General features: G+C 36.5%; 28 protein-coding genes and 1 riboswitch. Of the genes, 20 read left to right on the plus strand and 8 right to left on the minus strand.

Features of this window, described 5'->3' with window-relative positions:
- Window positions 1-28: 28 nt before the first annotated feature.
- Both AC4G3O_RS06180 and AC4G3O_RS06185 read right to left on the minus strand, forming a co-directional pair.
- Window positions 29-157: a YpzI family protein gene (locus AC4G3O_RS06180; protein WP_066102064.1), complete on the minus strand. Its 129-nt coding sequence runs from the start codon at window positions 155-157 to the stop codon at window positions 29-31.
- A gap of 182 nt (window positions 158-339) precedes the next feature.
- Entirely contained in the window at window positions 340-1,524 is a 1,185-nt protein-coding gene (locus tag AC4G3O_RS06185) for a NupC/NupG family nucleoside CNT transporter (RefSeq protein ID WP_066102060.1), read from the minus strand.
- A 257-nt stretch (window positions 1,525-1,781) separates the two neighbouring features.
- Between AC4G3O_RS06185 and AC4G3O_RS06190 the strand changes: the two genes are divergently transcribed.
- From AC4G3O_RS06190 to AC4G3O_RS06225, 8 genes are all read left to right on the plus strand, one after another.
- Window positions 1,782-2,570, plus strand: coding sequence for an HAD family hydrolase (locus AC4G3O_RS06190; protein WP_066102422.1), 789 nt, complete (start codon window positions 1,782-1,784; stop codon window positions 2,568-2,570).
- Window positions 2,571-2,748: 178 nt separating this feature from the next.
- Window positions 2,749-3,447 carry a Crp/Fnr family transcriptional regulator gene (locus tag AC4G3O_RS06195; protein WP_066102056.1) on the plus strand — a complete coding sequence of 233 codons (699 nt, stop codon included), beginning with the start codon at window positions 2,749-2,751 and terminating at the stop codon, window positions 3,445-3,447.
- A gap of 327 nt (window positions 3,448-3,774) precedes the next feature.
- A complete protein-coding gene (locus tag AC4G3O_RS06200; protein WP_066102053.1) occupies window positions 3,775-3,957 on the plus strand; it encodes a DUF1657 domain-containing protein in 183 nt (60 codons plus the stop codon).
- 32 nt (window positions 3,958-3,989) lie between these two features.
- Window positions 3,990-4,850, plus strand: a complete 861-nt coding sequence (locus tag AC4G3O_RS06205) for a DUF421 domain-containing protein (protein ID WP_139891580.1) — start codon at window positions 3,990-3,992, stop codon at window positions 4,848-4,850.
- Window positions 4,851-4,927: 77 nt separating this feature from the next.
- Entirely contained in the window at window positions 4,928-5,125 is a 198-nt protein-coding gene (locus AC4G3O_RS06210) for a hypothetical protein (RefSeq protein ID WP_491135966.1), read from the plus strand.
- 13 nt (window positions 5,126-5,138) lie between these two features.
- Window positions 5,139-5,738, plus strand: a complete 600-nt coding sequence (locus tag AC4G3O_RS06215) for a GNAT family N-acetyltransferase (protein ID WP_491135967.1) — start codon at window positions 5,139-5,141, stop codon at window positions 5,736-5,738.
- A gap of 191 nt (window positions 5,739-5,929) precedes the next feature.
- Window positions 5,930-6,631, plus strand: a complete 702-nt coding sequence (locus AC4G3O_RS06220; RefSeq protein WP_491135968.1) for a TVP38/TMEM64 family protein — start codon at window positions 5,930-5,932, stop codon at window positions 6,629-6,631.
- A 295-nt stretch (window positions 6,632-6,926) separates the two neighbouring features.
- Window positions 6,927-7,139 carry a DUF3006 domain-containing protein gene (locus AC4G3O_RS06225; RefSeq protein ID WP_491135969.1) on the plus strand — a complete coding sequence of 71 codons (213 nt, stop codon included), beginning with the start codon at window positions 6,927-6,929 and terminating at the stop codon, window positions 7,137-7,139.
- A 174-nt stretch (window positions 7,140-7,313) separates the two neighbouring features.
- Here AC4G3O_RS06225 and AC4G3O_RS06230 read toward each other — a convergent pair whose 3' ends face one another.
- Together AC4G3O_RS06230 and AC4G3O_RS06235 are read right to left on the minus strand one after the other, a co-directional pair.
- Complete coding sequence (locus AC4G3O_RS06230) at window positions 7,314-8,591, minus strand: MDR family MFS transporter (RefSeq protein ID WP_066102042.1); 1,278 nt, start codon at window positions 8,589-8,591, stop codon at window positions 7,314-7,316.
- Between the two features lie 241 nt (window positions 8,592-8,832).
- Window positions 8,833-10,092, minus strand: coding sequence for an esterase/lipase family protein (locus AC4G3O_RS06235; RefSeq protein WP_491135970.1), 1,260 nt, complete (start codon window positions 10,090-10,092; stop codon window positions 8,833-8,835).
- Window positions 10,093-10,339: 247 nt separating this feature from the next.
- Here AC4G3O_RS06235 and AC4G3O_RS06240 point away from each other — a divergent pair, with 247 nt between their 5' ends.
- From AC4G3O_RS06240 to AC4G3O_RS06270, 7 genes are all read left to right on the plus strand, one after another.
- Window positions 10,340-11,191: a GRP family sugar transporter gene (locus tag AC4G3O_RS06240; RefSeq protein WP_491135971.1), complete on the plus strand. Its 852-nt coding sequence runs from the start codon at window positions 10,340-10,342 to the stop codon at window positions 11,189-11,191.
- A 23-nt stretch (window positions 11,192-11,214) separates the two neighbouring features.
- Window positions 11,215-12,000, plus strand: coding sequence for a glucose 1-dehydrogenase (locus AC4G3O_RS06245; RefSeq protein WP_139891519.1), 786 nt, complete (start codon window positions 11,215-11,217; stop codon window positions 11,998-12,000).
- Window positions 12,001-12,112: 112 nt separating this feature from the next.
- Window positions 12,113-13,555, plus strand: a complete 1,443-nt coding sequence (hpaB, locus tag AC4G3O_RS06250) for a 4-hydroxyphenylacetate 3-monooxygenase, oxygenase component (protein ID WP_491135972.1) — start codon at window positions 12,113-12,115, stop codon at window positions 13,553-13,555.
- A 236-nt stretch (window positions 13,556-13,791) separates the two neighbouring features.
- Window positions 13,792-14,037: a hypothetical protein gene (locus AC4G3O_RS06255; RefSeq protein ID WP_491135973.1), complete on the plus strand. Its 246-nt coding sequence runs from the start codon at window positions 13,792-13,794 to the stop codon at window positions 14,035-14,037.
- Between the two features lie 121 nt (window positions 14,038-14,158).
- Window positions 14,159-14,689, plus strand: a complete 531-nt coding sequence (locus tag AC4G3O_RS06260) for a cysteine hydrolase family protein (protein ID WP_491135974.1) — start codon at window positions 14,159-14,161, stop codon at window positions 14,687-14,689.
- A gap of 222 nt (window positions 14,690-14,911) precedes the next feature.
- The gene (locus AC4G3O_RS06265) at window positions 14,912-15,232 is read left to right on the plus strand and encodes a hypothetical protein (RefSeq protein ID WP_066102026.1); all 321 of its coding nucleotides are present in this window, start codon (window positions 14,912-14,914) and stop codon (window positions 15,230-15,232) included.
- 818 nt (window positions 15,233-16,050) lie between these two features.
- Window positions 16,051-16,482, plus strand: a complete 432-nt coding sequence (locus AC4G3O_RS06270) for a WapI family immunity protein (RefSeq protein ID WP_490558993.1) — start codon at window positions 16,051-16,053, stop codon at window positions 16,480-16,482.
- Window positions 16,483-16,828: 346 nt separating this feature from the next.
- Here AC4G3O_RS06270 and AC4G3O_RS06275 read toward each other — a convergent pair whose 3' ends face one another.
- Window positions 16,829-17,995, minus strand: coding sequence for a pyridoxal phosphate-dependent aminotransferase (locus tag AC4G3O_RS06275; RefSeq protein ID WP_491135975.1), 1,167 nt, complete (start codon window positions 17,993-17,995; stop codon window positions 16,829-16,831).
- A gap of 495 nt (window positions 17,996-18,490) precedes the next feature.
- Window positions 18,491-18,597: riboswitch (SAM riboswitch) on the plus strand.
- An 80-nt stretch (window positions 18,598-18,677) separates the two neighbouring features.
- Between AC4G3O_RS06275 and AC4G3O_RS06280 the strand changes: the two genes are divergently transcribed.
- The 5 genes from AC4G3O_RS06280 (at window position 18,678) to glpX (ending at window position 23,774) form a co-directional block, all read left to right on the plus strand.
- Complete coding sequence (locus AC4G3O_RS06280; protein ID WP_066102017.1) at window positions 18,678-19,691, plus strand: methionine ABC transporter ATP-binding protein; 1,014 nt, start codon at window positions 18,678-18,680, stop codon at window positions 19,689-19,691.
- A complete protein-coding gene (locus AC4G3O_RS06285; protein ID WP_491135976.1) occupies window positions 19,681-20,352 on the plus strand; it encodes a methionine ABC transporter permease in 672 nt (223 codons plus the stop codon). Before AC4G3O_RS06280 ends, AC4G3O_RS06285 begins: the two co-directional genes overlap by 11 nt.
- Before the next feature lie 20 nt (window positions 20,353-20,372).
- On the plus strand, window positions 20,373-21,197 hold the full coding sequence (locus AC4G3O_RS06290) for a MetQ/NlpA family ABC transporter substrate-binding protein (RefSeq protein WP_077247973.1): 825 nt from the start codon (window positions 20,373-20,375) through the stop codon (window positions 21,195-21,197).
- 204 nt (window positions 21,198-21,401) lie between these two features.
- Window positions 21,402-22,505, plus strand: coding sequence for an iron-containing alcohol dehydrogenase family protein (locus AC4G3O_RS06295; protein ID WP_140461124.1), 1,104 nt, complete (start codon window positions 21,402-21,404; stop codon window positions 22,503-22,505).
- A 294-nt stretch (window positions 22,506-22,799) separates the two neighbouring features.
- Window positions 22,800-23,774, plus strand: coding sequence for a class II fructose-bisphosphatase (glpX, locus tag AC4G3O_RS06300; protein WP_066102008.1), 975 nt, complete (start codon window positions 22,800-22,802; stop codon window positions 23,772-23,774).
- Between the two features lie 105 nt (window positions 23,775-23,879).
- On the opposite strand, the gene AC4G3O_RS06305 is transcribed toward glpX, so the two are convergent.
- From AC4G3O_RS06305 to AC4G3O_RS06315, 3 genes are all read right to left on the minus strand, one after another.
- Entirely contained in the window at window positions 23,880-24,257 is a 378-nt protein-coding gene (locus AC4G3O_RS06305) for a GtrA family protein (protein WP_066102005.1), read from the minus strand.
- Window positions 24,258-24,442: 185 nt separating this feature from the next.
- Window positions 24,443-25,045 (minus strand): tetratricopeptide repeat protein, encoded by a 603-nt coding sequence (locus tag AC4G3O_RS06310; RefSeq protein WP_491135977.1) that lies wholly within the window; start codon window positions 25,043-25,045, stop codon window positions 24,443-24,445.
- A gap of 548 nt (window positions 25,046-25,593) precedes the next feature.
- Entirely contained in the window at window positions 25,594-26,382 is a 789-nt protein-coding gene (locus AC4G3O_RS06315; RefSeq protein ID WP_066101999.1) for a TIGR00266 family protein, read from the minus strand.
- Window positions 26,383-26,410: the final 28 nt, after the last annotated feature.

The following is a 26,410-nucleotide window of genomic DNA, read 5'->3' on the forward strand; positions in this document are numbered from 1 at the left end:
TGAGAAGAAGTTTATATAAGCTACAAGATTATTGGTCTTTTCGTGCTTCATCAGCTGTGTCCAAACGCGTAGAACCATTATTATGTAGTGCTTGATCACGGTCAGATTCAACGCGCTTGCTGTTTCTCAGCTTCTTTTCTTGTCGGTCTTTACCCATATTACTCACTCCTTTTCGTGGATTAAGCTTAGGGTAACCTTTCTTTGGTTTTTCATTACTATTTTTAAAGGGAAAATATACAAGTACAAGTTAGGAGAAATCGTAGGAATAGGGATCGCTAATTTTTATAAAAAAAGATAGGATTCTTGGGTTATCTCCAAGAATCCTATCCGAGGTAATTATTAAATAAATAATCCTACAATTGTAGCAGACAAGATAGATGCCATTGTAGCTACGATGAATAGTTTGAAACCAAATGCGCTTACTTCTTTTGCTTTTGCACCATTGATCGCTTGGATAGATCCGCTAATGATACCAATAGAAGAGAAGTTAGCAAATGAAATTAAGAATGTGGAAATAACAGCAACTGCTTTCTCAGACATGTCAGCCATTAAAGGTTGGAATTGTAAAATCGCAGCAAATTCGTTTGCTAACAATTTTGTACCCATTACAGATCCTGCTGTGATCATTTCGCTTGCTGGAATACCCATAATGAAAGCGATTGGAGATAAGAGATATCCTACAATTGTAGTTAAATCAACTCCAACAATTCCGCCAACAATACCATTTAAAAGTCCTAGGATTGCTAAATATGCAACTAGCATTACAGCAACAATTACGACTACTTTTCCACCGTCTAATGCTCCGGCACCAATGGCTTCAAATACATTTTTTGTTTGAACCATATCGTTAATATCGATTTCAGTATCTTCCTTCGTTGCTTTAACTGGTGTCATGATGGAAGTAATGATTAATGCACTGAACATATTAAGGAAAATAGCGATTAATACAAATTTCGCAGGCAGCATTGTCATATAGGATGCAATCAATGCTGCAGATACGCTTGCCATTGCTGATGTTGAAACAATAAATAGTCTGTTTGAATTTAGCTTACCAATTTGACTTTTAATTGCAAGAATTGCTTCTGATTGACCGAAAAATATAGAGTTAACAGCATTGAAGCTTTCTACTTGAGGTAAACCAGTGATTTTTGAAATAAGTCCGCCAATATATTTGATAATATAAGGAAGAATTTTGTAATGTGTAAGTACAGATAATAATGCAGATGTAAAAATAACAGGCATTAAGACATTTACAAAGAATGGAGAACCTCCTTCAGGAATCCATCCACCAATTACGAATTCGATACCTTCCTGGGAGTAACTTAATAATTTATTGAACGCTCCAGCCACTGCATCAACTACCTTTAAACCGACAGTTGTACCTAGTAATAAGAAAGTTAGAACTAACTGGAAGCCAATCATGATGGCAACAGCTTTAAAATTGATATTCTTTTTATCATTGGAAAATAAATAGGAAATTCCTATTAGCAATGCGATTCCGAGAATACCGAGAATAATGCTCATTAAAAAAACCTCTCAATCTTTTTATTTATTTACAATCATTTTGCTCAATGGCAATAAAAATAACCATCAGCCTTGAAGAATTATACTTATATAACAAACTGACTTACAAGGACATATGTCCCAATAATGACTTTAAAATAAATATAAAAATTTTCTAAAAAGTGAGACCGATGATGGAAAATGCTTTGAATCATGTAAAAGAGGTAGAAGTCATTTATAATAAATTTATAAATAGCATCGAGGAGAGAGGGCATTACATGATTAAATTAATAGCAACAGATATGGACGGCACATTTTTAGATGATCATAACCAATTCCCTGAGGATTTTTATGAAGTTTTTTATAAATTAAAAAAGAAAGGGATTATTTTTGGAGCAGCCAGTGGGCGTCAATATTATAATCTTGTAGAGAGATTTCATGATATAAAAGAACAAATGCTATTTATTGCTGAGAATGGAACATATGTTGTATATAAAGGGGAAGAGTTATATTCTCATACACTAAACCTTGAAGAGGCAAGAAAATTTATAAAAATAGCAAGAACCATTGAGGGAGTACATATCGTCCTTTGTGGGAAAAAAGCAGCCTATATTGAAAGGTCGGAACCAGAGGCACTTGCAGAAGTAAATAAATATTATGCCCGATGTGATTTGGTTGAAGATTTAATGCTTGTAGAAGATGAGATTTTAAAGGTAAGCCTTCTTGATTTCAAGGGGGCTGAGCAAAACAGTGCAACCTTCTTTACTTCATTTAAAAAGGATTATCAAGTGACGATCGGTGGCTATTTTTGGATGGATATTATGAATGCGGGTGCCAATAAAGGCATCGCCATAAAGCGAGTACAAGAGCTTTTAAATATACACCATAATGAAACAATGGTATTCGGTGATTATTTAAATGACCTTGAAATGATGCAAAGTGCTTATTATAGCTTTGCGATGGGAAATGCCCATGATCAAATAAAGGACATAGCCAGATTTGAAACAAAAACAAATAATCAGTCAGGCGTGATCGAAACGATTAAAGAACATATACTGATTGCATAATAATTTGATAGATTTAAAGTAGAGTGACTTTGGTAGAAAAGGTCACTCTTATTTTGGTTGGAAATGATTATATATTTACCATCTCAAATATAAAAGCTATACTTCTACTCGTAATTCGTGATGGAATAGGGAAGATTACTGACAAACGAAGGTTAAATAATTGAAGGTGAAACATCTGATGCAAAAAGCTGAAAGAGAGAAGTTCATTTTAAAGTATCTAAAAAAATATGATATGTGCGAGATTTTTTCTGGCATTGATTTAAATGATATTGATGTTGTGCAAATAAAAAAAGGACAGTTGATTTGTTCTAAAGGCGATGAAATCAATGATATGTATTTTCTCGTTGAAGGAAAAGTTAAAATATATACCATAACCCCTGATGATAAACGCTTAATATTGCGGTTCCAAAAATCATTAGGAATTATTGGCGATATTGAATATATACAAGGTACGCTTGTACTTCATACGATTGAAGCTAGTACTGATTGTCTGGTGTTAAAAATACCGTTTCATACCATTAGACATACTGTAGGTAATGACGCAAGGTTTCTGTCATTTTTACTAGACGTGGTTACACGTAGATTTCGTGCTAAAACTGATGCAGCAACATTAAATCTTTTATATCCTGTTGAAGTGAGATTAGCTAGTTTTTTATTATCAACAACTACAGATGGTGAGCGTCCGGTTTATCATGAAGAAGCTGTAGGTTCAAGTTTAAAGGATATTGCGGATATGGTTGGAACAAGCTACCGACATTTAAACCGTATAATAAAAACTCTTTGCAATGAGGATATAATCAGTAGATCGAATGGTAAATTATTTGTTAAGGATCTCAATAGGCTAAAGGAAATAGCAAAAAATAATATTTATGAATAATAAGTGAAGAGTATATTCAAATGAAATATACTCTTTTTTATTTTTGAAAAGCATACATAAACATAAACAGGGAAACCTTGAAGCTTTAGCGTTAAGTAAAGATCGTGTGTATAATACCGAACATTTTTCCAGGAAGCAATAGCAAAAAACGCCGTAATACTAACCGATTTAATGGAAGAGGAAGATTTAATAGGCCACAAATGAATACTCATATATTCGAACGGCTAATAAAGCCGGCCCTTCTGCATCAAGGACAGTATAGAAGAAATATTAGAGCACATACTAAAATAAAATGGGTAATTACCTTATGTAGTGGAGGTAGGAATGATGACTGTTAAAGCAACAGTAAGGATATGCCTGGCAAATCTTGAAGGAATTGAAGCTAGTCTATCAATTTTAGCGTTAAATACAGAACAAAAAGAGACTGCTGCGGATTTGCATCAGGCAATGTTGCTTGTTGGAGAGATTGTTACAGATATTAAAAAAAGAGTCGAAATATTAACAAGCTAAACTCTTTATCATTCGGAGGATGTGTATTGGAAATGCCAGAATGGTTAGATGTCATAGTAAGATCCGTTCTTTTTTTACTAATTTTATTCTTCATCACCAAAATACTCGGGAAAAAGCAAATAGCCCAGTTATCCATGTTTGAATATGTCACAGGAATAACAATAGGAAATATTGGAGCTGAAGTTGTGACAGGCCTGGATCAAAAAATCCATCTGGGAATCATTGCGATTGTTGCAACAGCAGCTGTTCCTTATGTATCAGGCCGGATCACTCTAAAAAGCAAGAAGTTGCGTGACTTTGTTGATGGCAATGGTACTGTTTTAATGCAGGATGGTAAGGTTTTGGAAGGTAATTTAAAGAAAGAGAAAGTTACTACTGATGAATTACTAGAGATGTGTCGTAAGAATGGTGTTTTTGATATTTCAGAAGTAGATTATGCTGTATTAGAGGCAAACGGAGTATTGAATGTCCTATTGAAAAAAGAAAATAGACCATTAACAGCAAAAGACTTGAATATGAAGGTTCCAAAGGAAAGAGAGCCACAAACGGTTATAATGGATGGAGTAATCTTATCTGAACCACTTATACGGATTGGCAAAAATCAGTCATGGCTGAACAATGAATTAGCTAAAATGAATGTGACATTGGATAATGTATTCATCGGACAAGTAAATACATATGGTGAACTAACAGTCGATTTGTTCGACGATAAGATTCGCGTTCCATCTCCTCAGGAAAGACCCCTATTATATGCCACGATGAAAAAATGCCAGGCAGATTTAGAATTATTAGCACTATCATCAGATGACAATGAAGCAAAACAGATGTATCTAAAAAATAGTAAAAAAATGCAGAAAGCAATTAAAAAGGTCGCCTATATATTAAAGCATTAAGGACAAGGGACATCCAAAACGGAAGTCCCTTGTTTTATTTTTGATATATTTTACAATAAATGTGAAGGGGGAGGGTAATGATGCAAGTAGTAACTAACGAATTAGCAAAGTGGATTGAAGAAGTTGAAACTGACGCATTCTATTCGAGATTATCAAGAATAGAAAAAATTCCGGATAATCCTATGGGTATAGAAATACGGAAGTTCGGTAATGCGATAGCTTTTGTGGCTCAAAATATCCCAGGTCCAGCATTTAACAAAATAAAAGGAATATAAAGATATTCCTTTATTGAATGAATTGATCCAATTATACAACGATAAAGGGGTTCCAGCGAGATTTGAAATTACCCCTGCACATGCAACATCCATTCTCTATTCGGCCCTTGCAAACCTTGGCTATTTACACACCGATTTTTTAACCAATCTGTATGCTGATCCACAAAAGTTATTAATAGATGGAGATGAAAATTCATCAGTTTCAATACGCGAGTTTAAATCAAACGAATTTGATTTATTTGCAGAGCTGTATATAGACGCTTTCGATATGCCGTTATTTTTAAAAGAAAATATCGCCCGCAATAATGAAATACTGTATGGTATGCCTGGATGGAAATTTTATTTAGCTAATTATAAAGATAAACCTGCGGGCATAGGTGTACTATTTATGGGAGAGAGGGGGGCATACTTAGCTGCAGCAGGAACCATACCGCAGTATAGAAATAAAGGAGTTCAGGGAGCTTTAATACAACGACGGATTATAGAGGCAAAACGAAATAATTGTAAGGTAATAGTTGGTCAGGCGAGCTTCGGCGGTATCAGTCAAAATAATATGGAAAGAGCAGGGTTGAAAATAGCCTATACAAAGTCAGTATGGACTCATCAATCATAAGCTATATTGGAGGCACAAATTTGAGCCTTCTTTTTTTATTACCCGGGAAATGTTATTATAATATTTTTTGAAGAATATGGATTGAATGTATGAATAAATAGTCTATAAGTTTAAATTTTAGGGTATAGGGTAATATGCTGTCTTTCCAGTGCAAACTGGAAAGAAAAAGGCAAAAGAGAAGATGGTGAGAGATGAAGAAAAACATTTATAATCATTTAAATGGCAGAAAAATCTTTATTACTCTTTTACTCCTATTTGCTATTTTCTTTTTTGTTCAAATACAGGAAAGTACCCTTTATAAGGCCATTATAAATGGTAATCACGAATATATAAAAACAACTGTATTGGACTCCATTCTATATGTCTACGTTTTCATGCTGTTTATCATGATTATCCAGAACTCATTTACAATTATTCCCCTGATTCTCGTGATTACTATCAACATTACTGTATTTGGATTTTTTAAAGGCTTTATTTGGAGCTGGCTTACAAGTGTTCTGGCGGCAATGATCATTTTTATCTTCATTAGGTATCTATTCACTGATCGTTTTTCGTCGAAAATTTCTCCTGAACAATTACAAAAAATTGAAGATAAAGGTGTTTCTTATATATTGGTTGCTAGAGTTACTCCTTTTATACCAACCAGCATCATTAATATAATTGCAGGATTAAGTTCAATTACATTGCAAAAGTTTATATTAGGTACGGCCGTTGGAAACTTTATTTATTTTTTCATCTTGGCCCTTATTCCAGCAGGTTTATATTCTAGCGGAATCAATGAATACATGATAGTGGCAATAATCATTTTACTCATGTCTGCATCCTACTTGTTCTCCAAGATAAGAAATAAAAGGAAAAATGATTATACTAAATTAATGCGTAATAAATGTTAAAGAGAGGGAAGATGATATATTATCCCTCTTTCTTATTACCTTTTTTTCGTTAATCATTATTAGTGTAAAAGGATTTGTTATTTAATCATAATTAATTGTTTTATGCAATGGCTCTAACTGATATTGTCTATTTTTCGTTGAACCAATTGAGGGGATATTTGGGTGAATACGGAAAAGTCGCAACAAATCCAGCCAATTACTACTCGCCGAGGGAAAAGAGAGAGTCCTTTTTAAAGACAAATGAGGACATATAACATGCAAATATCTTTTACAAAGCAATAAGGAGGAACAAACGATGATATTAATTGTTAATCGAATAGAAGGTAATTTGGCAGTCTGTGAGAAAACTGATAAAAGTATGGTGGATGTTGAGTTGAGCAAATTGCCTGTTGATGTAAGGGAAGGAGATATCCTTATTGAAAAGGATGGTAACTATAAGCTTGATTTAACGCAGACTGAAAGAAGGAAAAAACGTGTACAAGATCTTATGGAAGACTTATTTGAATAAATACCTATTTCACTATCTTACGCCGAAAAAAGCTCAAAGCATTTTGCTTTGAGCTTTATTTCCGTGTACAACTACATATTTACTCTGCTAAAGAGGATCCCCTAAACTCAATATAAAACAGATGAGGAGTGGGGTTGATTCTCCATTTACCTTAAAACCAGCTTACTTCATCGATTAATCGGTTATGCTCATTGGAGTCTTAATCTCTGCCTCAGTTTCAGGATGTATCCTTCTGTCGAGAGCAGGAACGATCTTGATAAAAATAACAATCCCAGCTACACCGATACCAGTAATAAAAATGGATGTAGCTAAATTGGATAGATACGCACTTAATGTAATCGTTAGAGAACAAATTAAATTGGCCACATTATAGGTTAATCCGTTTACAGCTAAATAAGAGCTCCTCGCATGTTCAGGGGGCAAATTAGCCATATAATTTTGCTGGACGGGCACACGCAATACTTCAGCAACAGTTGCGATGAACATTGCTCCGAATAAGAACCAGATATTATTAGAGTAAGAAATCACAGCATAGCCGGCTACAAAGACAATGCAGCTGGTGATTAATACATTTCGGTCGTTCAAATTAGAAACAAGCTTTGTCGCAAACAGGGCTAAAATTACAACCAAAATCGTATTTTCTGTACGTAAGAACCCGACCATCTCAATCCCGCCAAATTCGATTCCTAATAGATTCTGAATGGATAGATCCTCTGACAGTCTAATACTCATATAGCTTGTTAATTGGAATTCCATTGATAGAACAAAGATTCCTGCTAATACGTATAAGACAAAGAGTTTATCTTTAAAAACAGAATGATAATTTGAAAATAATTGTTTGACATGTTGGGGTGGTGTTTTTTTCTCTGTTTTATTTGGTATGTAGCTTTCTTCAATAAAAAATGTAATTAAGGTCCATGCAATCAATGAAGTAATTGAAAGAGCGAGGAGTAATTCAAAGAAGTATTCTCTAAACATAAATCCGCCAATGGCACCGCCAAAAGCGATGGATAGATTATTTGCCCAATACATAATGGTATACATCGATTTTCGTTCCTCAGGACGGCTGACATCAATCAGCATTGCCTGATTTGCAGGCCCTGCTAAGCCCCAGCATATACTGTTAACAGTCATCATAAAGAATGTAATCAGCGGTTCTGTAAACCATGGTGAATTGCAAATCATCATGGTAACGAATGCTAAAAATCGAAGCGATTCAGCAAATACGATTAATTTTTTTCTGCCGAAGCTATCTGAAAAATATCCTCCAAAGAAATTAATCGCTATGCCGACAAACACATTAATCAGCAATAAAAGTCCCGCCATTTTTACCCCGAAATGTGAAGATAAATAAATCGCCATGAATGGAAATATCATACCTCCAATGGCGGAACTTAAAAATGACTCTATAATACGTATTTTAATTGTACGGTGAAACTGTTTAAAACCCATGGTTGACCCTCCCCTTTTCCCATTATGTAATTTTATAACATTCTGATAATATTTCAATATAAATTAAGAAAACATGGAATATTGTTTCTATTTCTTATTCTATTTTTAAAAATGGAAGATTACATCCGTAATTTTACGGATAGAATCTACAACTTTCGATGGAGCATAAAAAAGCCAAATTCACAAATAAGTGAACTTGGCATAAGCATTTTTTTACTTCCTTTTTTCAAGCAAAGTGCAGTTATTCATCCAATGAGTGTACATTTTCAGCTATATCTTTATAAAGCGGATAAACGTTAAAGGCTGGCGTTTTGCTGCTAAGGCTGAGAATACCGATAAAATCAATATGATCCCAATTGCTCATGATAGGGTAGTAGTTCCATTCCCCTTTTTCTGCTACCCCATTATAGGCTTTTGCTGGTTGTCCAAATGGCGAAAAAGACGAAACCGTACTGACTAATCCATCGTTTGGCCACCAGCTTTTATCTATAATGGGTCCATCTTGTGGATTAGTTCTACTAAATTTCCCTAAGAAACTGGTAGGTTGATGGAGAAACAGATGTGTGTAAGCAGATGGTATATGCTGACCTGTCAAAATACTCTTTTTGGAGGTTTGACCGGTGTAGGAGAAATAATAAACATCTGATTTTGTCTCTACCTTTTGATTAAGTACAGCAGCCCCTGGTGTACTTAAATCATATGCACTTATATCAGTACTCTCCCAAATCTTACTGTTAATGACTTTGGAGAGATACGATTTAAAAGACTCCCCGGGTTCTCTGCGAATTCCCCAATGGTCCAATTTAAAATCATATACTAAGTTTTCTTGGCTGATTCCTGTAACACTGGCGACATTAATGATTAGATCTTTAACAAAAGATATTATTCTATTTTCATCATCTGCATATGTTGTACCGTTATGTGGGGTAGCAATGCTGCTCACACTGTGCACCCACGATTTATTGCCTTCAAAAAGAGAGGACATACTTTCATTCGGGTGGACCTGATGATAGTCACGTTCTTCTGCACTGCCGTCTTCTAGAAGATCAACTAAACTGCGTGTTGTTAATCCTCCCATGCTGTGGCCTACAAGGTGAACCGGATGATTAGCATCCCATTCAGGGTAGACCCCTTCATAGGTGCGCCCATAACGTGAATGTCCATGCTGTTTGGCATGGGACGCTCCGTAATCTACCGTGCCGCCTTTAATATAATAATAGAGTTCTACTGAACGATCATAGTTGCTGGCTACTGGACTGACACTTGCTACAAATGTTTGATGGCCCATGCTTTCTAAGTACTCCGGAACATCCTTTAGTCCGCCCCAATAATTGTAACCTAAAAATTCGCCTTCTCCCCATCCACCTAAACCATGGACCAACACGATAGGATAATCATTGCCTTGGTTTTCAGCGGCACTCACCTTTGTCTGTGGCAAAAAAGCAAAAAAGCTAATGATTAATCCTGTGACCAAAATAAGATTTGTTACTTTCGATTTCAAACCAATTCCTCCTTAAAATAAAAAGTAGTCCATGACAAAGCGAAGGGGTTCGAGTTCTTGCGAAGGAGTATTTTGATAATTCTGTCAATTATTACTATATGTTAGCGCTTACATAATAAGCAAGTGAAAAATTATGAATTAAATATAAATAGGAAATTCAGCCTAACGTTTCCGGATAGGTAAATAAGGGTATTTTACAGCCATATAAAAGTAAAAAGATTCTATAAGGGTAGAAAGTGGGATATGTATGTCGGGAATATTACTAGCATTATTAGCTGCTGTATGCTGGGGCAGCTTGGTATTAATTAGCGTAAAACTTGGTGGAAATGCTTATAGCCAAACATTGGGAATCACATTGGGTGCATTTCTCTTTGCTGTAATTATGTTGTTTTTTTCTGAACCTGTATTTAATCCTACAGTTTGGATTGTAGGGTTGATTTCAGGAGGACTGTGGGCAATTGGGCAAACAGGGCAGTTTATTAGCGTCAAGTATATAGGTGTATCGAAAACAGTACCCATTTCAACGGGCATGCAATTAATCGGAACTTCTTTATTTGGTTTGATTGTTTTTAATGAATGGAGCACGAAGGTTCAAATTATTATGGGGATACTGGCTCTTTGCTGTTTGATTGCAGGCGTGATTCTTAATTCAGTCGGAAATGATAGCGATGAAGAAGGAAGTCAGTTAAAAAAAGGCTTAATCACTCTGACATTATCGTCATTAGGGTATATAGGCTATGTTGTTATTATCAGATGGTATGAAATTGATGGCTGGTCAGCTATTCTTCCGCAGGCTACCGGAATGCTAATTGTTGGTCTTGTAATAGGCTTTTGGAAACATGCGTTTGATAAATATACAGTGAGAAATATGCTTTCGGGGCTTGTTTGGGCAACGGGTAATATTGCACTTCTTCTGTCAGTTCCAAAAATCGGAGTAGCCACAAGTTATTCTCTTTCTCAAACAGGTATTGTGATTTCCACGCTCGGGGGGATTTTCTTATTGGGTGAGAAAAAGGATAAGAAAAGGTTGATAATGGTCATCGCAGGCTGTCTCCTTGTTATTGCCGGAGGCGTTATATTGGGATATACCAAGAAATAAATAGTCGAGAGGAGAAACGTACTATGTATAAAGATTTAGAAGGTAAAGTTGTTGTTATAACTGGAGCAAGTAAAGGGCTTGGAAAGGCAATGGCCCTTCGTTTTGGGGAAGAGAAAGCAAAAGTAGTTATTAATTATCGTTCAACTGAAAAAGATCTAGATGAGATTGTTCGAATCATTAAAGCCTGTGGTGGGGACGCCATCACTGTTCAGGCGGACATTTCGAAAGAAGAGGACGTTAAAAGGTTAATAAATGAGGCAGTTGAGACATTTGGTACACTTGATGTCATGGTTAATAATGCTGGAGTTGAAAATGAAATGCCTTCACACGAATTAAGCCTTGAAGATTGGAATAAGGTTATTTCCACGAATTTAACAGGATGTTTTTTAGGAAGCAGAGAAGCCATTAAGTATATGGTTGAACATAAAATAAAGGGTTCCGTCATTAATATGTCATCTGTACATGAGCAAATTCCATGGCCCCATTTTGTCCACTACGCGGCAAGTAAAGGTGGGGTTAAACTAATGAGTGAAACGCTTGCCTTGGAGTATGCTCCGAAAGGAATTCGCGTAAATAATATATGTCCGGGCGCAATCAATACACCTATCAATGAAGAAAAATTCAATGATCCTGAAGCGAAGAAGCAAGTTCTTGATCTTATTCCGATGGGATATATCGGTAAGCCTGAAGAGGTTGCGGCGTGTGCAGTTTGGCTTGCTTCGAAGGAATCAAGCTATGTGACAGGATTAAGCTTATTTGTAGATGGTGGAATGACACAATATCCAGGTTTCCAGGCAGGCAGAGGATAAACATTCGGTAAAAAAGATCATGCCCTTTGGATAATTAACAGACAATCGTACATACATTATTAGGATGGTATGTACATAGTCTATTGTATCTGAAATATAAGGGTGGAGTTTTATGCCGATAAGATCTGGTTTGGAATACATCGAGAGAATAGATAATCTTCATTCAACGATATGGATCGATGGACAAAAAGTAAATGGTAAAATTTCTGAACATCAAGCTTTTAAAGGAGTCATGAAAAGTCAGGCTGCCTTATATGATTTACAATTAAAGGAATTCAACCGAGATATCATGACATTTCGTTCACCTGTTACTGGCAATCTGGTTGGGACCTCTTTTTTGGAACCAAAAACAAAAGAGGATTTAGAAAAAAGAAGACTGATGACACAAGTATGGGCTAAATCAAGCGGAGGGTTTTTGGGCAGATCACCAGACTACATGAATACTGTGATGATGTCCTTTGCGTCTGCCGCGGTCATTTTTTCTGAGCAGGATGAACGCTTCACTAAAAACATGCTGACGATATTTGAGAATGCCCGCGAGCAAGATTTATCTTTCACCCATACATTTATTAATCCACAGGTTAATCGCTCATCCTATTATGTTGAAAATTTCACCCAGACAATATCAGCACAGACGACAGAAATAAAGGATGATGGGATTGTTATAAATGGAGCCAGGCTTTTAGCCACACAGGGAGGAATTACGGATGAAATACTAGTGTTCCCTGCCAATGCCGCTGGGCATAATAAAGATTTGGCTTATGGCTTTTCCATTCCAAGCAACACGCCTGGATTGAGATTTATATGCAGAGAACCATTTAGCTACCGTGATTCGGCATTTGATCATCCGCTTGGTTCCCGTTTTGATGAAGTGGATTCCATTGTCGTGTTTGATCAGGTATTGGTTCCCTGGGATAGAGTGCTCTTTTATGAGAATCCTCTTATAGCTCAAAAAATTTATCAGGAAAGCAGCTTCCATTTACTAGCTGCACATCAGGTTACATGCAGAAGAATCATCAAGCTGGAGATGGTATTAGGAATTGCCCAAAAGCTAATTGATTCCATACAGGTGGGGGAGTATCAGCATATACATGAAAAAATAAGTGAAATATATGTCGGATTGGAATCATTAAAGGCTTTGTTGCTTGCATCTGAAGTAAATGCCAAGGCGGATAAGTGGGGAACAATGGTACCGGATGCAAATCCGTTACAGGCATCCATTTTATTGTTTGCTCGTTTGTATCCAAGATGTACGGAAATTCTTCAATTAATCGGAGCGAGTGGGCTTATGGCCATTCCAACAGAAGCTGATTTTTCATCAGAAATCGGTGCGGATCTTGATTTGTATATGCAGGGAGCCATCGTTGGAGCAGAAGAAAAAGTGAAGATTTTTCGGTTGGCATGGGATATATCCATGAGTGCTTTCGGAACGCGACAATCCCTGTATGAACGATTCTTTTTTGGCGACGCAGTCAGATTGGCTTCAGGGCTCTATATGAGTTACCCAAAAGAAAACTATGTTAAATTAATTGATCAATTTTTAGATGAATACTAAGAGGGAGGACAGTTATCGAAAAAACGATAGCTGTCTTTATTTTTGGCTGTTATCGTATAGATTGTTGTTCCTGTATATAAAGGAGTAAATATCCATTTCGTGGTACCATTAAATAAAGATAGCCACTTGGGATAGCTTTATCTATTAAGGGAGATTAGCGGAAGAACGAATCTCAGTAATAATAGAGAAATATTTTTTAGAGGGAAATGCAATGTTTCTTAGAAAGAAGAAATTTTTTGTTTGCTCGGGTATGTGGTTATGATCATTTACCGGGACCTTTATTTGAAAAAGATATTCCTGATGTAAGCCTTATTTGTGCTTGCTGTGGATTTCAACCAGGGTACGACGATGAAGAGTTGGGATATACATTTGAAAGTTATCGAGAAGAGTGGATAGAAAAGGGAGCTAAATGGTTTCAGGAGAAAGAGAAACCAAAGCAATGGGAGCTCAAGAAACAGCTGAAAAATATTGATATCAAATAGAGTTTAAGGTCGAGTCTGTAAATTTGCATTCTTTATTCTTTATAGAACAGGTGAAGATTAGCGGATGAAGGCAATGAAAAACAAAAGTAGAATCTATTCAAAGAAACATTGGGGGAGAATAATGAAAAAAGCACTATTGGTTATAGACGTTCAGAATGGAATGTTTCAAGAAGGGAACGTTGTGTATAAAGGAGATGTCCTGCTAAAAAAATTAAAAGGACTGATTGATCAGGCACGCTCTTCTAAGATACCGATTTTCTATATACAGCATAATGCATCTGCTGGACACCTATTAGAATATAGAACAAAAGGTTGGGAGATTCATCCTAAAATTAATCCAAATAATCAAGATATCATTATTCAAAAAACTACCCCTGATTCATTTTTTAATACTACTTTAGATGATGAACTGAAAAGACAAGGGATTGAACATTTAATACTTGCCGGAATTCAAACAGAAGCCTGTGTTGATACAACTTGCAGAAGAGCTTTTAGTATGGGATATAAAGTCACTTTAGCTTCAGATACACACAGCACTTGGGATTCAGAAGACCTTACTGCCCAACAAATTATAAACCATCATAACGGTGTATTACGCTGGTTTGCTGATGTTTACTCAAGTCAAGACATTACATTTAATAGTGCATTGTAAACTTTCAAGTCTACATTAATCCATACATGGAATAAATTGATGATTAACTTGTAGAAAAAGACTGATTTTTAATAACATTTAGTAATTGGTTGAATGACTTGCAATTCGATTAGGAACTAAATTAGTTATTATCTTAATATTATAGTAGGTATTGTAAATTATCTGTTTTTAATTAATAATTAGAGTATAATTTGTAACGACTTTTTATCGGAAGGGAACCAAATGAAAGTGAGCATTAAAGAGGAATATGAGAAGCTAGATGTTTCCATGGGACAGATAAAGTATGCAAAGAGAATACAAAAATTGTTATGCGAAAGATTGGATATGGAATTGCCAAGCGAGTATGAGCTATCTGAAATTGTGGTGGAACAGGCTTTGTTTACTTATATAGATATATTAGAAAAATATTATCGCTTGGATGGAAAACCGTGGGAAGAGTTTTATGCAATATATCATGGAGTAACTAATGTTCCTAGACAATTAGAGGACTTTAAAGAACAGAAAAAAGGGACTTTGCAACTTTTAAGAAAAAGGGAGAGCTAATCCTCAGCTGAAGTAAAACTTTGAGGAAAAAGAAGCACTTAGCTAATGCTAACTCTCTTTGTGAAAGAATAAACTGAAACTATCGGGAGTACCCGCTCCAATATCAGAGCTGTGATGTAGTGACCCCAATAAGTTAGAAATCTGACTTTTGGGGTGTAATACTGATCAGCTCTTTTTTTGCTATGCAGCTAGGGGCAGTATATTTCAATGGAGTATGGATATTTATGTTAAAGTGAACATGTAGGGAGGAGAGATAGTTGGTTTATTTCGCAAAGACTCAAAGAGTAGCATTATGGTATATAATGCTATTAATGATATTGACAATTTCAATAAATGACTTTTTCGATTGGTTATTATACTTCCAAATGATATTTTCTTTAGTTATTCTTGTTTTATTATGTATCAGATATAAATTTGTGATAAATAATGACTATTTGACGTATCAAATATTGTTTTTTAAATGGCCTTTATATAAAACAAGTATATTTCCCCATCAAATAAAACAGATTAAATTTAAACGAGTCAATTGGTATACCAAAGGTGCTTTTATGCAAGTTAAAAAAGGACTTACCATCCGAATTGTAAATTTCAATCCCAACGACGTTTTCAAAGAATTAGTTGATTTTGCTAACAAACATGGTATTCCATATTCTAAAACGAAAGATTATATAATTATAGAAAAATAGTCTTATTCCCTAACGAGGGTATTACTTTCATATCAAGGGCTGGTTGATCAGCTCTTTTTTGCTATTCGGTTAAAGGAACAGATTAGTACAAGATGACCAAAGCTAATAAGTTATAAAATATGAGGTGGTAAAATGAAATTCCATCTATTGGGAGAAAAAGCTAAAGTAGAAATAGATATCATAGCTCGTGAATATCCGAATAGCTTTGATTATTGGGATGGAAACTGGGTTATTTCAAACGTGAAAGTTGAAATCCCTGGATATTATGTTGATTTTATTGCTAGTTTAAGAACTGATGACATTAGGGATTTTTTAAATGATTTGAAGTTAATGAATAAGGATTTATCGGGTAAAGCTATATTGAAAAATTTAGATAGCTTTATTTATTTTGAATGTGAAATGGATAAGTTGGGGCATATAGAATGGTCTGGAGAGACTTGTTATCCGACAGGAAGTGGTGCTGTATTATCCTTTGAATTTGTATCAAATCAATCATATTTAGATGATTTGATTAAAGAATTAGAGAATATAATCTCTCTATATCCAGTTATAAGTAAACCGTAGCTATTGTTTTAACAGGTCAATAGCAGAAAATCAAGGCTGTCATGTTGACGGTCTTTTTTTATGCTCCCCATTAGGTAAGACAGTTTGAAAAATCTGGCTTACCTAATGGGGAGTTTTTCTGTGCTCAAAAAAAAGAACGCTGTATTGATCACATGGGGCGATTCATTTTGGGGCACAGTAAAATAGAATAGTATTATTAAAAAAACGAATTTTAAAAGAGGCGTTAATAGCATCTGTAACAACGTTATCAATAGAGATTGAGCGGCAGAACCCCTTAGAATTCAGGGTTCTGCTTTTATTATATTCATTGTTTACTAGACAGGGAGCAGTTCAATACCGCAGTTGTTTAAGTGAATATTCCTAGCTTTCCAATACGTTCAATAGCTTCTATTAGCCGGTCTTCGTCTACTAATAAGCCGACACGAATGTAGCCTTCTCCGTATTCACCAAAGCCTTTTCCTGCTGCAACGGCTACATCTGCTTTTTCAAGCAAATAATCAGCAAAGCTCTCGCTCTTGAAACCGGCAGGGACAGGAAGCCAAGCAAAGAATGAACCAGTTGGGGCTTCGACTTTCCAGCCGATTTTATTGCAAGCGCCAATGAGGGAATTTCGTCGTCGTTCATAGCGTTCGATAAGCTCTTCTACGCAGGATTGCTCCCCTGTCAAGGCTGCGATTGCCGCTTTTTGTACAGCAGGGAAGAGGCTGACGTAAAGATGATCTTGAATGAGATTGAGTGCTTCGATGATAGCTGGGTTTCCGATAGCAAAGCCAACACGCCAGCCTGCCATATTGTAAGTTTTCGAGAGTGTGTACATTTCAATGCCGACTTCTTTTGCACCCTCCGTTTCAAGAAAACTGATAGGTTTTTGTCCATCAAAGCCAATAGCTCCATAGGCAAAATCATGAAGTACGGTAATGTTATTTTCTTTTGCAAATGATACTGTTTTTTCAAAAAAAGCATGATCTGCGGTAGCTCCGGTAGGATTATTTGGGTAGTTTAAATACATTAGCTTTGCATGGGTCCTTTGTTCTAAAGGGATGCTTTCATAATCCGGCAAAAATTGATTATCTTTTGTTAGTGGAAAAGTTTCATAGTTTACGTTTGCTAATACAGCTCCAGATAAATAGTCGGGATAGCCTGGGTCTGGCAAGAGCATTAGCTCTCTATCGTTGAGCAAGCACATTGGTAGCTCAACTAGTCCGGCCTTCGTTCCAAAAAGGATGGCAACTTCAGTTTTAGGGTCAACCTCGACGCCATATTGCTTGTGATAAAATTGTGCTGCCGCTTCTTTCAACTCTTCCAAACCCCGAAATGGAGAATATTTATGAGTTTGTGCATCTTCAGCCGCCACTTGCAGGGCTTTGACGATATGCGCAGGAGTAGGTTGATCAGGATTTCCTTGTCCGAGATTAATAATGTCTCTGCCTTCAGCTATAGCGCTGTTAACTTTTAGGACAAGTGTTGCAAAAAATTGGACTGGCAGTTTTTTTAAGCGTTCTGAATATGTCATATAATTCACCTTTACGAAGAGAATATAGTTTTGAATATTTAAATAATAGATAAAATTCTATAACCTTTATTTAGAAATGTCTATAGTGAGCTGAAAGAATTTGAATATAGCGGTAGTAAATGGTTATTAGATTTGCTGAGTCATAGATTATAGGGGAACGTTTGATGAAGTGGGTGTGGTAGCTTTTTCAGAAATGATTGTTTTTCGGAAAATGTGAAATGTGGAGACTATACATTAAATGAGCTTGTTTGGCAGATGAAAATAGTGAGCGATGAAAGTGTTATTCAGTAAGCTTGCGAAAATGTAGAGTTTTACATTATCGTCAGTTCAGCCCTACGAAGAAGAATGGGGAGTTTTTTAATCCGATGTATGTGGATTGGAATATTTTATTGAAATTGCAATGATGAAAGCGGTTCAACAGTTTACGTCAAAAAGGTTTTTGTTGACAGACTATTCTGAAGTCTGTAATATCATAAACAAATCAAATAAAGCTATAGCTTATCGAGAGCGACCGAGGGACTAGGCCCTATGACGTCCGGCAACCCCCTTAATAGGGAAGGTGCCAATTCCTGCAGAATGTATTACATTCTGAAAGATAAGTCGAGATAGATGTATTTCGATGCCCCTTTCAGATGAGAGGGGCATTTTGTTTCAAAAAATGTGTAGAGATAGAGGTTGGCATATGATAAAAATTCAGAATATTAATAAGATTTACAAAACTAAAAGCGGTATAGTAAATGGAGTTGACAACGTTTCCTTAACAATTAAAAAAGGCGAGATATTCGGGATTGTCGGGTACTCAGGAGCAGGTAAAAGCTCGCTGCTACGCTGTATTAATTTGTTGGAGCGTCCAACATCGGGAAATATCACAGTTGATGGAATTGATCTGGCTAAGTTGAGAAGCAAGCAATTGCGTCATGCACGCTTAAAAATCGGGATGATTTTTCAGCACTTTTATCTTATTAGCCAGAAAACAGTTTTTGAAAATATAGCTTTTTCTTTAAAGGCAGCAAAAGTGCCGCAGACTCAAATACAAGACCGAGTAGAAGAACTGTTGAAAATGGTCGGATTAGCTGAAAAGCGTGAAGTGTATCCTTCGCAGCTAAGTGGGGGACAGAAGCAGCGTGTAGCGATTGCAAGGGCGTTGGCGAATAACCCGACAGTACTCCTTTGTGATGAGGCGACCTCAGCACTAGATCCGACGACAACGAAATCAATATTGAATTTGTTGAAAAAAATCAATAAGGAGCTCAATATTACGATTGTGTTGATTACACATGAGATGAATGTAGTAAAGGAAATTTGTAATCGAATGGCGATTATGCAGGATGGCAAGGTCATTGAGGAAGGCTCGGTGTATGATATTTTTGCTAAACCCCATGCCGATCTTACGAAGGAATTCATTAACAGTGTTGTTTCGTTCGATATACCTGACGCTATTTACCAAAGTTGCAAGGGTCCGATTGTCAAGGTGACGTTTAGGGGAACGGTTGCCGGTGAGGGAGTCATATCGGATACGCTTCAGCAATTTAATGTAAAAGGCAATTTTCTTCATGGCTCAATTGAATATATTCAGGAATTGCCTTTAGGTATTTTTATCATGGAGCTTCGCGGACAGAAGGAAGAGATTAATAAAGCGATATCTTATATAGAAAGTCGAGAGGCAGAAGTGGAGGTGTTCCAACATGGGCTTTGATTTCAACCACTTTATAGAGCTTATTCCTGAAATTAACACAGCATTTTTGCAGACGATTTACATGATTTCCATTTCTTTAGCTGTCGCAATCGTGATTGGTTTACCAGTTGGAATTCTATTATATGTGACAGAAAAGGGTTTATTTTGGGAAAACAAAACGGTTCAGAGGATATTAGGATTTGTCGTCAATTTGGTCCGATCAATACCATTTATTATTTTATTGGTTGCTCTTATGCCATTGACCGAATTTGTTGTAAAGACAACGATTGGACCAACAGCTGCTAGCGTATCGCTGTCAGTCGCAGCTATTCCGTTTTTTGCGAGAATCGTTGAAACGTCTTTACGAGAAATTGATAAAGGTGTTATTGAAGCCGCGATAGCAGCTGGTGCGACACCGTGGATGATTATTAAGGAAGTACTATTGCTCGAAGCGAGATCAGGTATCATTTCGGGTATTACACTTACATTAATTAGCTTGATTGGGTTTTCTGCTATGGCAGGAACGGTCGGTGGTGGCGGTATTGGTGATTTAGCGATTCGCTATGGGTATTATCGCTATGATAATACCATTATGATTGCAACTGTTATTATTTTAATCGTAGTGGTTCAGGTTATCCAACTTGCCGGTGATTTCATCGCAAAAGTTATAGATAAAAGATAATAGAAAAGGGGAATTATTTCATGAAAAAGGGGTTAACAGCATTTATTTTATTCTTAGTGGTAGGTACATTGGCAGCTTGCAGCGGCAATGAAAGCATTGAGGATGCAAGCTCAGAGTCAAAGGATATTAAAATTGGAGCTACTTCTGGTCCTTATAGTGATATGGCAACGAAAGCAATCAAGCCAGGCTTGGAAGAATTGGGATACAAAGTAGAAGTGGTGGAGTTCAGTGATTATATTCAACCGAATAAAGCGTTAGATGGTGGAGATATTGATGCGAACCTTTTTCAGCATACTATTTACTTGGAAAACTTTGAAAAAGAGAACAGCATGGATTTGACAGGGTTAATTAAAGTACCGACTGCGCCGATGGGTATTTATTCAAACACGTATAAATCTTTGGATGAAGTGAAGGACGGAGCGACGATTACAATTCCGAATGATCCGGTAAATGCAGCTCGCGCATTCAATACACTTCAAGATGAAGGATTAATTGTAGTAGATGAAAATGCAGAACCCCTTAAAGTTTCTGAAAAGGACATAATCGAAAACAAGAAAAACTTAAAATTCCAGCCGCTAGAGTCAGGACAGCTACCTCGATCTATTGACAGTGCAGATTTATCAGCAGTACCAGGAAACTTCGCATTAGCTGCAGATATGGACTTATTAAGTGCATTAGCGCTTGAGAATATGCTTGATCCGTATCGAAATTTAGTGGCTGTAAAGGCTAATAATGATGATTCACAGCTAGCTAAGGATATTTTATCAGTGGTAGAATCTGATGAATTCGAAAAAATAATCGATGAAGAATTTGTCGGCTTCGGCAAGCCTGAATGGATGAAATAATAAGAAAAAATGTCCTCAGTTCTCTCTTTGTTTTATGTATAAATACTAAGGCTGTATATCCCTTAGATTAAACAACTAATTCGTAAACAATACAAAACCATAGAAGGAGCATGGCGGGTGTAAGGTTAGACATACAGAATATATAAAGATAACACTTCCCACTTTATTAATGTTTTTAACAGCAAATAGAAATGAGTGATGAAAATGACTGTTTTTTCAGTTCATGGTGCTCCAAGTGAATATATTTTGAAAGATAACGCTTTAGATTTATTGGAAGCTAAGCTGCTGGAACGCAATCTCCGCAGAGTTCTTGTGGTTCGTGGGAAAAAGTCCTGGGAGGCAGTAAAGCCGTATTGGCCGCAAATGGCAGAGGTAGAATTGGAAGAATATACGTACGGAGGCGAGTGCTCATTTGCCGAAATCGAGGCGGTTACTAAGCTGGTCAAGCATCATTCATTGGATGCGGTAATAGGTGTCGGAGGCGGAAAGATACTCGATCTTGTTAAGGCGGTTTGCGATGCGACTGAAAGGCAGTCCATTCTCATTCCGACATTGGCATCTAATTGTTCGCCATGGACGCCTTTAAGCGTTATATATGATGATTCCGGAGCTTTCATTCGTTATGATATATATCCGGTTTGTACCAGTCTGGTGCTAGTGGAGCCGCAAATTTTAGTTGATGCTCCAATAGAAATGTTAATTGCCGGTATTGGAGATACTCTTGCGAAATGGTACGAAGCGGATGTACAGATGGCTGTAATTGATAATAAGACTGTTCCACTGCAAATTGCTCATTTTGCTGCAAGAGAATGTAAGGATTTATTGCTAAAATTCGCCCGTGGAGCTGTTGAAGCTGCAAAGGCTGGGGAAGTAAATGATGATTTCGTCAAAGTAGTGGAAACGATTATTATGTTTGGTGGCATGGTTGGGGGCTATGGTGATTATTACGGTCGAATTGCTGGCGCTCATTCGATTCACAATGGTTTAACGGTACTTGAAGAAACTCATCACGCCTTGCATGGTGATAAGGTGGCATATGGCATTTTAGTTCAGCTAGTGCTGGAAGACAAATGGACAGAAATTGAAGAGCTTCGACTGTTTTATGAGGAGTTGGGCCTTCCATTATCCTTAACAGATTTAGGTGTGGAAGATATAACGGAAGCGCTGATTGCTGAGGTTGCTGAAAAAGCAACAGTTACGGGTGAGTCGATTCATGTAATGTCAATTGGATTGGTTACAGCTGAGAGGGTAGTGGAAGCAATTCAGAAGTTGGAGCAATTTGTTTGTGAGAGTGAGAAATCTTGCTAAAGTTGTTTACATAAACGGTCATCATCCACTCTAGGAATTAGAAGGTGTTTTAGGATTAGTTGATTGTGCAGGTTTCTTAGTAGACAGTTAAAAAGCTGTCTACTTTTTTTATTAGTCGTTAGCAATAATGTTATGAAAACAGCCTTATCTTTACATGTAAATAAAGTTGTTTTTTCCTAATTAAAATGCTTATCTGGCTGCATAGTTTATTACCAAAATTATAAACTTGTTTATTTGTATAAATGAACCCTAAAATGGATAGGGAAATTTACTATTAAACGAAGGAAGTTGATTATGGAATTCACCAAGTATGCGAGTAAGAAACACACCGTACAGCAAATTGCAGAAGATCTGCTACATGTTACTCAACAGGCAGCTATTGCTTCATATCCCTGGATAGGAAAGGGAAATAAGATTGAAGCAGATGGTGCAGGGACAAGGGCTATGAGGCATCATTTAAATACAATCGATATGTGTGGAAGAGTCGTAATTGGTGAAGGAGAAATGGATGAAGCGCCAATGCTTTATATCAATGAAATGCTGGGAAATGGGAACGGTCCGGCAATTGATATAGCTGTTGATCCGGTGGAAGGTACTACGTTAATGTCTAAAGGGAAAAATCATTCAATGGCTGTGTTGGCTGCTGCGAAAAGTGGAAGCATGCTTCATGCTCCTGATATGTATATGAAAAAGATCGCAGTTGGGCCAAATGCAAAAGGATGTATTAATATAAATGCCTCCTTAAAAGAGAATATGCAATCAGTTGCGAAGGCCCTTGGAAAAGATGTAAGAGAATTGACCATTATGATTCAGGACCGCGACAGGCATAGTACTTTAATGGCACAGGTTCTCGAACTGGGAGCGAAGTTGAAGTTATTCTCTGATGTTGATATAACGGGCGCTATAGCAACTGGAATCGATGGAATGGATATTGATATGCTTGTCGGTACAGGCGGAGCTCCAGAGGGTGTCATCACTGCAACTGCACTAAAATGTCTGGGAGGAGATTTTCAGGGGCAGCTAGTTCCTATGAATCAGGAAGAATATAACCGATGTGTACAAATGGGTATTGAAAATCCAACTAAAATTTTCGAGCTGGATGAAATTATTCGTACAGATGATTGTTTATTTTCTGCAACGGCAATCACCGACGGTATGTTTTTGAATGGAGTCAGGAAGTTACCAAGCGGGAAAATGAGTACCCACTCCTTGTTACTGGTAGGCGCAAATACAAGAAATACAAAATTTATCCATACACACCACCATTAATGCTTTCTAAAAATAAAATCCTATAAAAGCAGTGATGATATGCTTTTATAGGATTTTTTTATTTCAAGGTTGATCAATACTTTCAAATCTTAATCCCGAATTAAATTAATCCTTTGCAAGAATCATTTTTGAGAGTAAAAAGGTAAAAGGAATCGCAATAATAGTAGCGATTATAGGTGCTATATTATCATGTATGGAAAGCAACTGGACTAAAATATAAATGGCAAGCGTGGACACTAAGATATTAACGACATAGGTTAATGGGAATTGAAGGAATTTTTTTAAAGTTGGTTTCGTTCGATAGGTAAAATAGGAATTCAGATAAAAGGAGCCAATCATACTGATAAAAAAACCAAGTAAATGGGCAGTCATATAGTTCATCTGAAACACTTCTTTAAAAAGTAAATACAAAATATAATAGTTGATTGTATTTACAATGCCAACCATATTAAATTTCCAAAATTCCTTTTCAAATAAAATCATCGAGTACAACCAGCTTTCTTCGCTTTTTTTCTAGGTTCTCTTATTATACTCAATTTAACAGTCAGCTAAAATATTCCATAAAAATGGATAAGGGTTATTAGCGATAGATGCGAAGTAAATGACTGATTACTATATGGATATAAAAAGAAGTAAGACCGGAAATGGTCATTCGCGGTCTTACTTAGTTACTGGTTAAATAGATGAAACTCTTTCCACCAATCCATTCCAATATCCCGATAAAAATTTAATTTTGTTAAGTTATAGGAGTTAGGTTGATTCAGTAAATATTTTTGAAACTCATCAGCTTGCTTTTTTTGTTCCTCCGTAACAGAACGATGGTTATCGAGTAATACGTGACCTAGTTGATGCAATAAATGGGAGTGGACATTTTTTATCGCATCTTTAGGTGTGTACTTAGCGGCATAGTGCAGGGACTTAAGATAATGGCTTGCTGATTTTTCAAAATCACTAAGTAAGTAATTCATCTTCCCGATTGATTCATGAACACGCATTTTATCCATGTCTGTTTTAGCCAGTGATAAGGCTGCTTCATATGTATCTCTAGCTTTTTGCAGGTTATTCACTTTTATATATTGATCAGCCAAAAGGATTGTAGCAGGAAACACCATTTTACTGACCCTCTTTGGCATTTTACCCGAGATGGATTGCAGGGCGGTTTCTAAAAGCTTAATAATTGTATCCGTTTCTGTGTTTTCATCAGCATTAAGTGCTTTATATAAAAGTTCTTCAGTTGGGTTGGTATGGTGAAACTTATTCAAGATACTCATATAGCATCACCTTTCAGAAAATTTATTATATTAATATAATTATAACATGTTATTCCTGTTTTCATCTTTCCTAATTTAATTAAAAATGCGAACTTCATTGTGCTGGAATGTAAGAAACACGATTTTAAAATAGCTATACTTAGAGCCATATGAATCGTTTCACAGCCAAACCGACAAGCGGGATAAGTTAGACACGATTCAATCTATTAACAAGGATACTGAAAAAAGAAAGGATACTGATAAAGAGTAAGGAATTAATGGAGATTACTCTACCCATTGCTATAGAACGGGTTTGCTCAAGAATAATGACAGGTAAAATTACGGAAGTTATAACACCTCCTATGTGGGAGAGGAGTTGTCCCGAAAATAAGGACTTAAAAACGTGATTGTAAAGGGATTGAAGTGCGTATTTTTTGGAAGCAATTTATGGATTAGAGACTATGAAAATATTCCCTTTACTTTAAATTACCATATAATTCAAATGAATAGGGGATAAAACAAAAAAAGCCCAATAGACTTTTCTATTGGGCTACTAATTTGCTATTCTTCTATTTTCCACCAAACATATCGAAAAGACCTTTTGCTACACTGCCTTCATCGCTTGACCCGCCTCTAGACGGCATAGCGGAAAACACTCTGCTTGCAAGGCGGCTGAAGGGGAGTGATTGAACCCAGACTGTTCCAGGACCCTGCAATGTAGCAAAAAACAGACCCTCTCCGCCAAATAACGCGGTTTTAATACCTTTGGCAAATTCAATATCGTAATCGACATTTCTGGTCATTGCAACGATACAGCCGGTATCTACTCGTATTTTTTCTCCTGGAGCTAATACTTTTTGATGTAATGTCCCTCCGGCATGCACGAAAGCCATCCCATCACCCTCGAGTTTTTGCATGATAAATCCCTCACCGCCAAAAAAGCCAGCCCCAATTTTTTTCTGGAATTCTATACCTACTGATACACCCTTCGCAGCTGCTAAAAAGGAGTCCTTCTGGCAGATTACCTTTCCATCCAATTCACTTAAATCCAAAGGAACGATCTTTCCCGGATATGGAGAAGCAAAAGATACATGCTTTTTTTGAGTTCCTTCATTTGTAAAGGTGGTCATAAATAAACTTTCTCCAGTCAGGACTCTTTTTCCGGCACTGAATAATTTGCCCATCATTCCAGATTGGGAAGAAGAACCGTCACCGAAAATGGTTTCCATTTGAATCTGCTCATCCATCATCATTAAGCTTCCGGCCTCGGCCACGACTGTTTCTTTCGGATCTAATTCCACTTCTACAAATTGCATATCGTCTCCGTATATCTTGTAATCAATTTCATGGTTGTTCATTGCCAAACACCTCCAAATTGATAAATCT

The sequence above is a fragment of the Bacillus sp. z14 (2026) genome (genome assembly GCF_058313575.1).

Coding starts and splice junctions, on each gene's coding strand:
- AC4G3O_RS06180 (WP_066102064.1), bottom strand. CDS start 157: ATGGGTAAAGACCGACAAGAAAAGAAGCTGAGAAACAGCAAGCGCGTT.
- AC4G3O_RS06185 (WP_066102060.1), bottom strand. CDS start 1,524: ATGAGCATTATTCTCGGTATTCTCGGAATCGCATTGCTAATAGGAATT.
- AC4G3O_RS06190 (WP_066102422.1), top strand. CDS start 1,782: ATGATTAAATTAATAGCAACAGATATGGACGGCACATTTTTAGATGAT.
- AC4G3O_RS06195 (WP_066102056.1), top strand. CDS start 2,749: ATGCAAAAAGCTGAAAGAGAGAAGTTCATTTTAAAGTATCTAAAAAAA.
- AC4G3O_RS06200 (WP_066102053.1), top strand. CDS start 3,775: ATGACTGTTAAAGCAACAGTAAGGATATGCCTGGCAAATCTTGAAGGA.
- AC4G3O_RS06205 (WP_139891580.1), top strand. CDS start 3,990: ATGCCAGAATGGTTAGATGTCATAGTAAGATCCGTTCTTTTTTTACTA.
- AC4G3O_RS06210 (WP_491135966.1), top strand. CDS start 4,928: ATGATGCAAGTAGTAACTAACGAATTAGCAAAGTGGATTGAAGAAGTT.
- AC4G3O_RS06220 (WP_491135968.1), top strand. CDS start 5,930: ATGAAGAAAAACATTTATAATCATTTAAATGGCAGAAAAATCTTTATT.
- AC4G3O_RS06225 (WP_491135969.1), top strand. CDS start 6,927: ATGATATTAATTGTTAATCGAATAGAAGGTAATTTGGCAGTCTGTGAG.
- AC4G3O_RS06230 (WP_066102042.1), bottom strand. CDS start 8,591: ATGGGTTTTAAACAGTTTCACCGTACAATTAAAATACGTATTATAGAG.
- AC4G3O_RS06240 (WP_491135971.1), top strand. CDS start 10,340: ATGTCGGGAATATTACTAGCATTATTAGCTGCTGTATGCTGGGGCAGC.
- AC4G3O_RS06245 (WP_139891519.1), top strand. CDS start 11,215: ATGTATAAAGATTTAGAAGGTAAAGTTGTTGTTATAACTGGAGCAAGT.
- hpaB (WP_491135972.1), top strand. CDS start 12,113: ATGCCGATAAGATCTGGTTTGGAATACATCGAGAGAATAGATAATCTT.
- AC4G3O_RS06260 (WP_491135974.1), top strand. CDS start 14,159: ATGAAAAAAGCACTATTGGTTATAGACGTTCAGAATGGAATGTTTCAA.
- AC4G3O_RS06265 (WP_066102026.1), top strand. CDS start 14,912: ATGAAAGTGAGCATTAAAGAGGAATATGAGAAGCTAGATGTTTCCATG.
- AC4G3O_RS06270 (WP_490558993.1), top strand. CDS start 16,051: ATGAAATTCCATCTATTGGGAGAAAAAGCTAAAGTAGAAATAGATATC.
- AC4G3O_RS06275 (WP_491135975.1), bottom strand. CDS start 17,995: ATGACATATTCAGAACGCTTAAAAAAACTGCCAGTCCAATTTTTTGCA.
- AC4G3O_RS06280 (WP_066102017.1), top strand. CDS start 18,678: ATGATAAAAATTCAGAATATTAATAAGATTTACAAAACTAAAAGCGGT.
- AC4G3O_RS06285 (WP_491135976.1), top strand. CDS start 19,681: ATGGGCTTTGATTTCAACCACTTTATAGAGCTTATTCCTGAAATTAAC.
- AC4G3O_RS06290 (WP_077247973.1), top strand. CDS start 20,373: ATGAAAAAGGGGTTAACAGCATTTATTTTATTCTTAGTGGTAGGTACA.
- AC4G3O_RS06295 (WP_140461124.1), top strand. CDS start 21,402: ATGACTGTTTTTTCAGTTCATGGTGCTCCAAGTGAATATATTTTGAAA.
- glpX (WP_066102008.1), top strand. CDS start 22,800: ATGGAATTCACCAAGTATGCGAGTAAGAAACACACCGTACAGCAAATT.
- AC4G3O_RS06305 (WP_066102005.1), bottom strand. CDS start 24,257: ATGATTTTATTTGAAAAGGAATTTTGGAAATTTAATATGGTTGGCATT.
- AC4G3O_RS06310 (WP_491135977.1), bottom strand. CDS start 25,045: ATGAGTATCTTGAATAAGTTTCACCATACCAACCCAACTGAAGAACTT.
- AC4G3O_RS06315 (WP_066101999.1), bottom strand. CDS start 26,382: ATGAACAACCATGAAATTGATTACAAGATATACGGAGACGATATGCAA.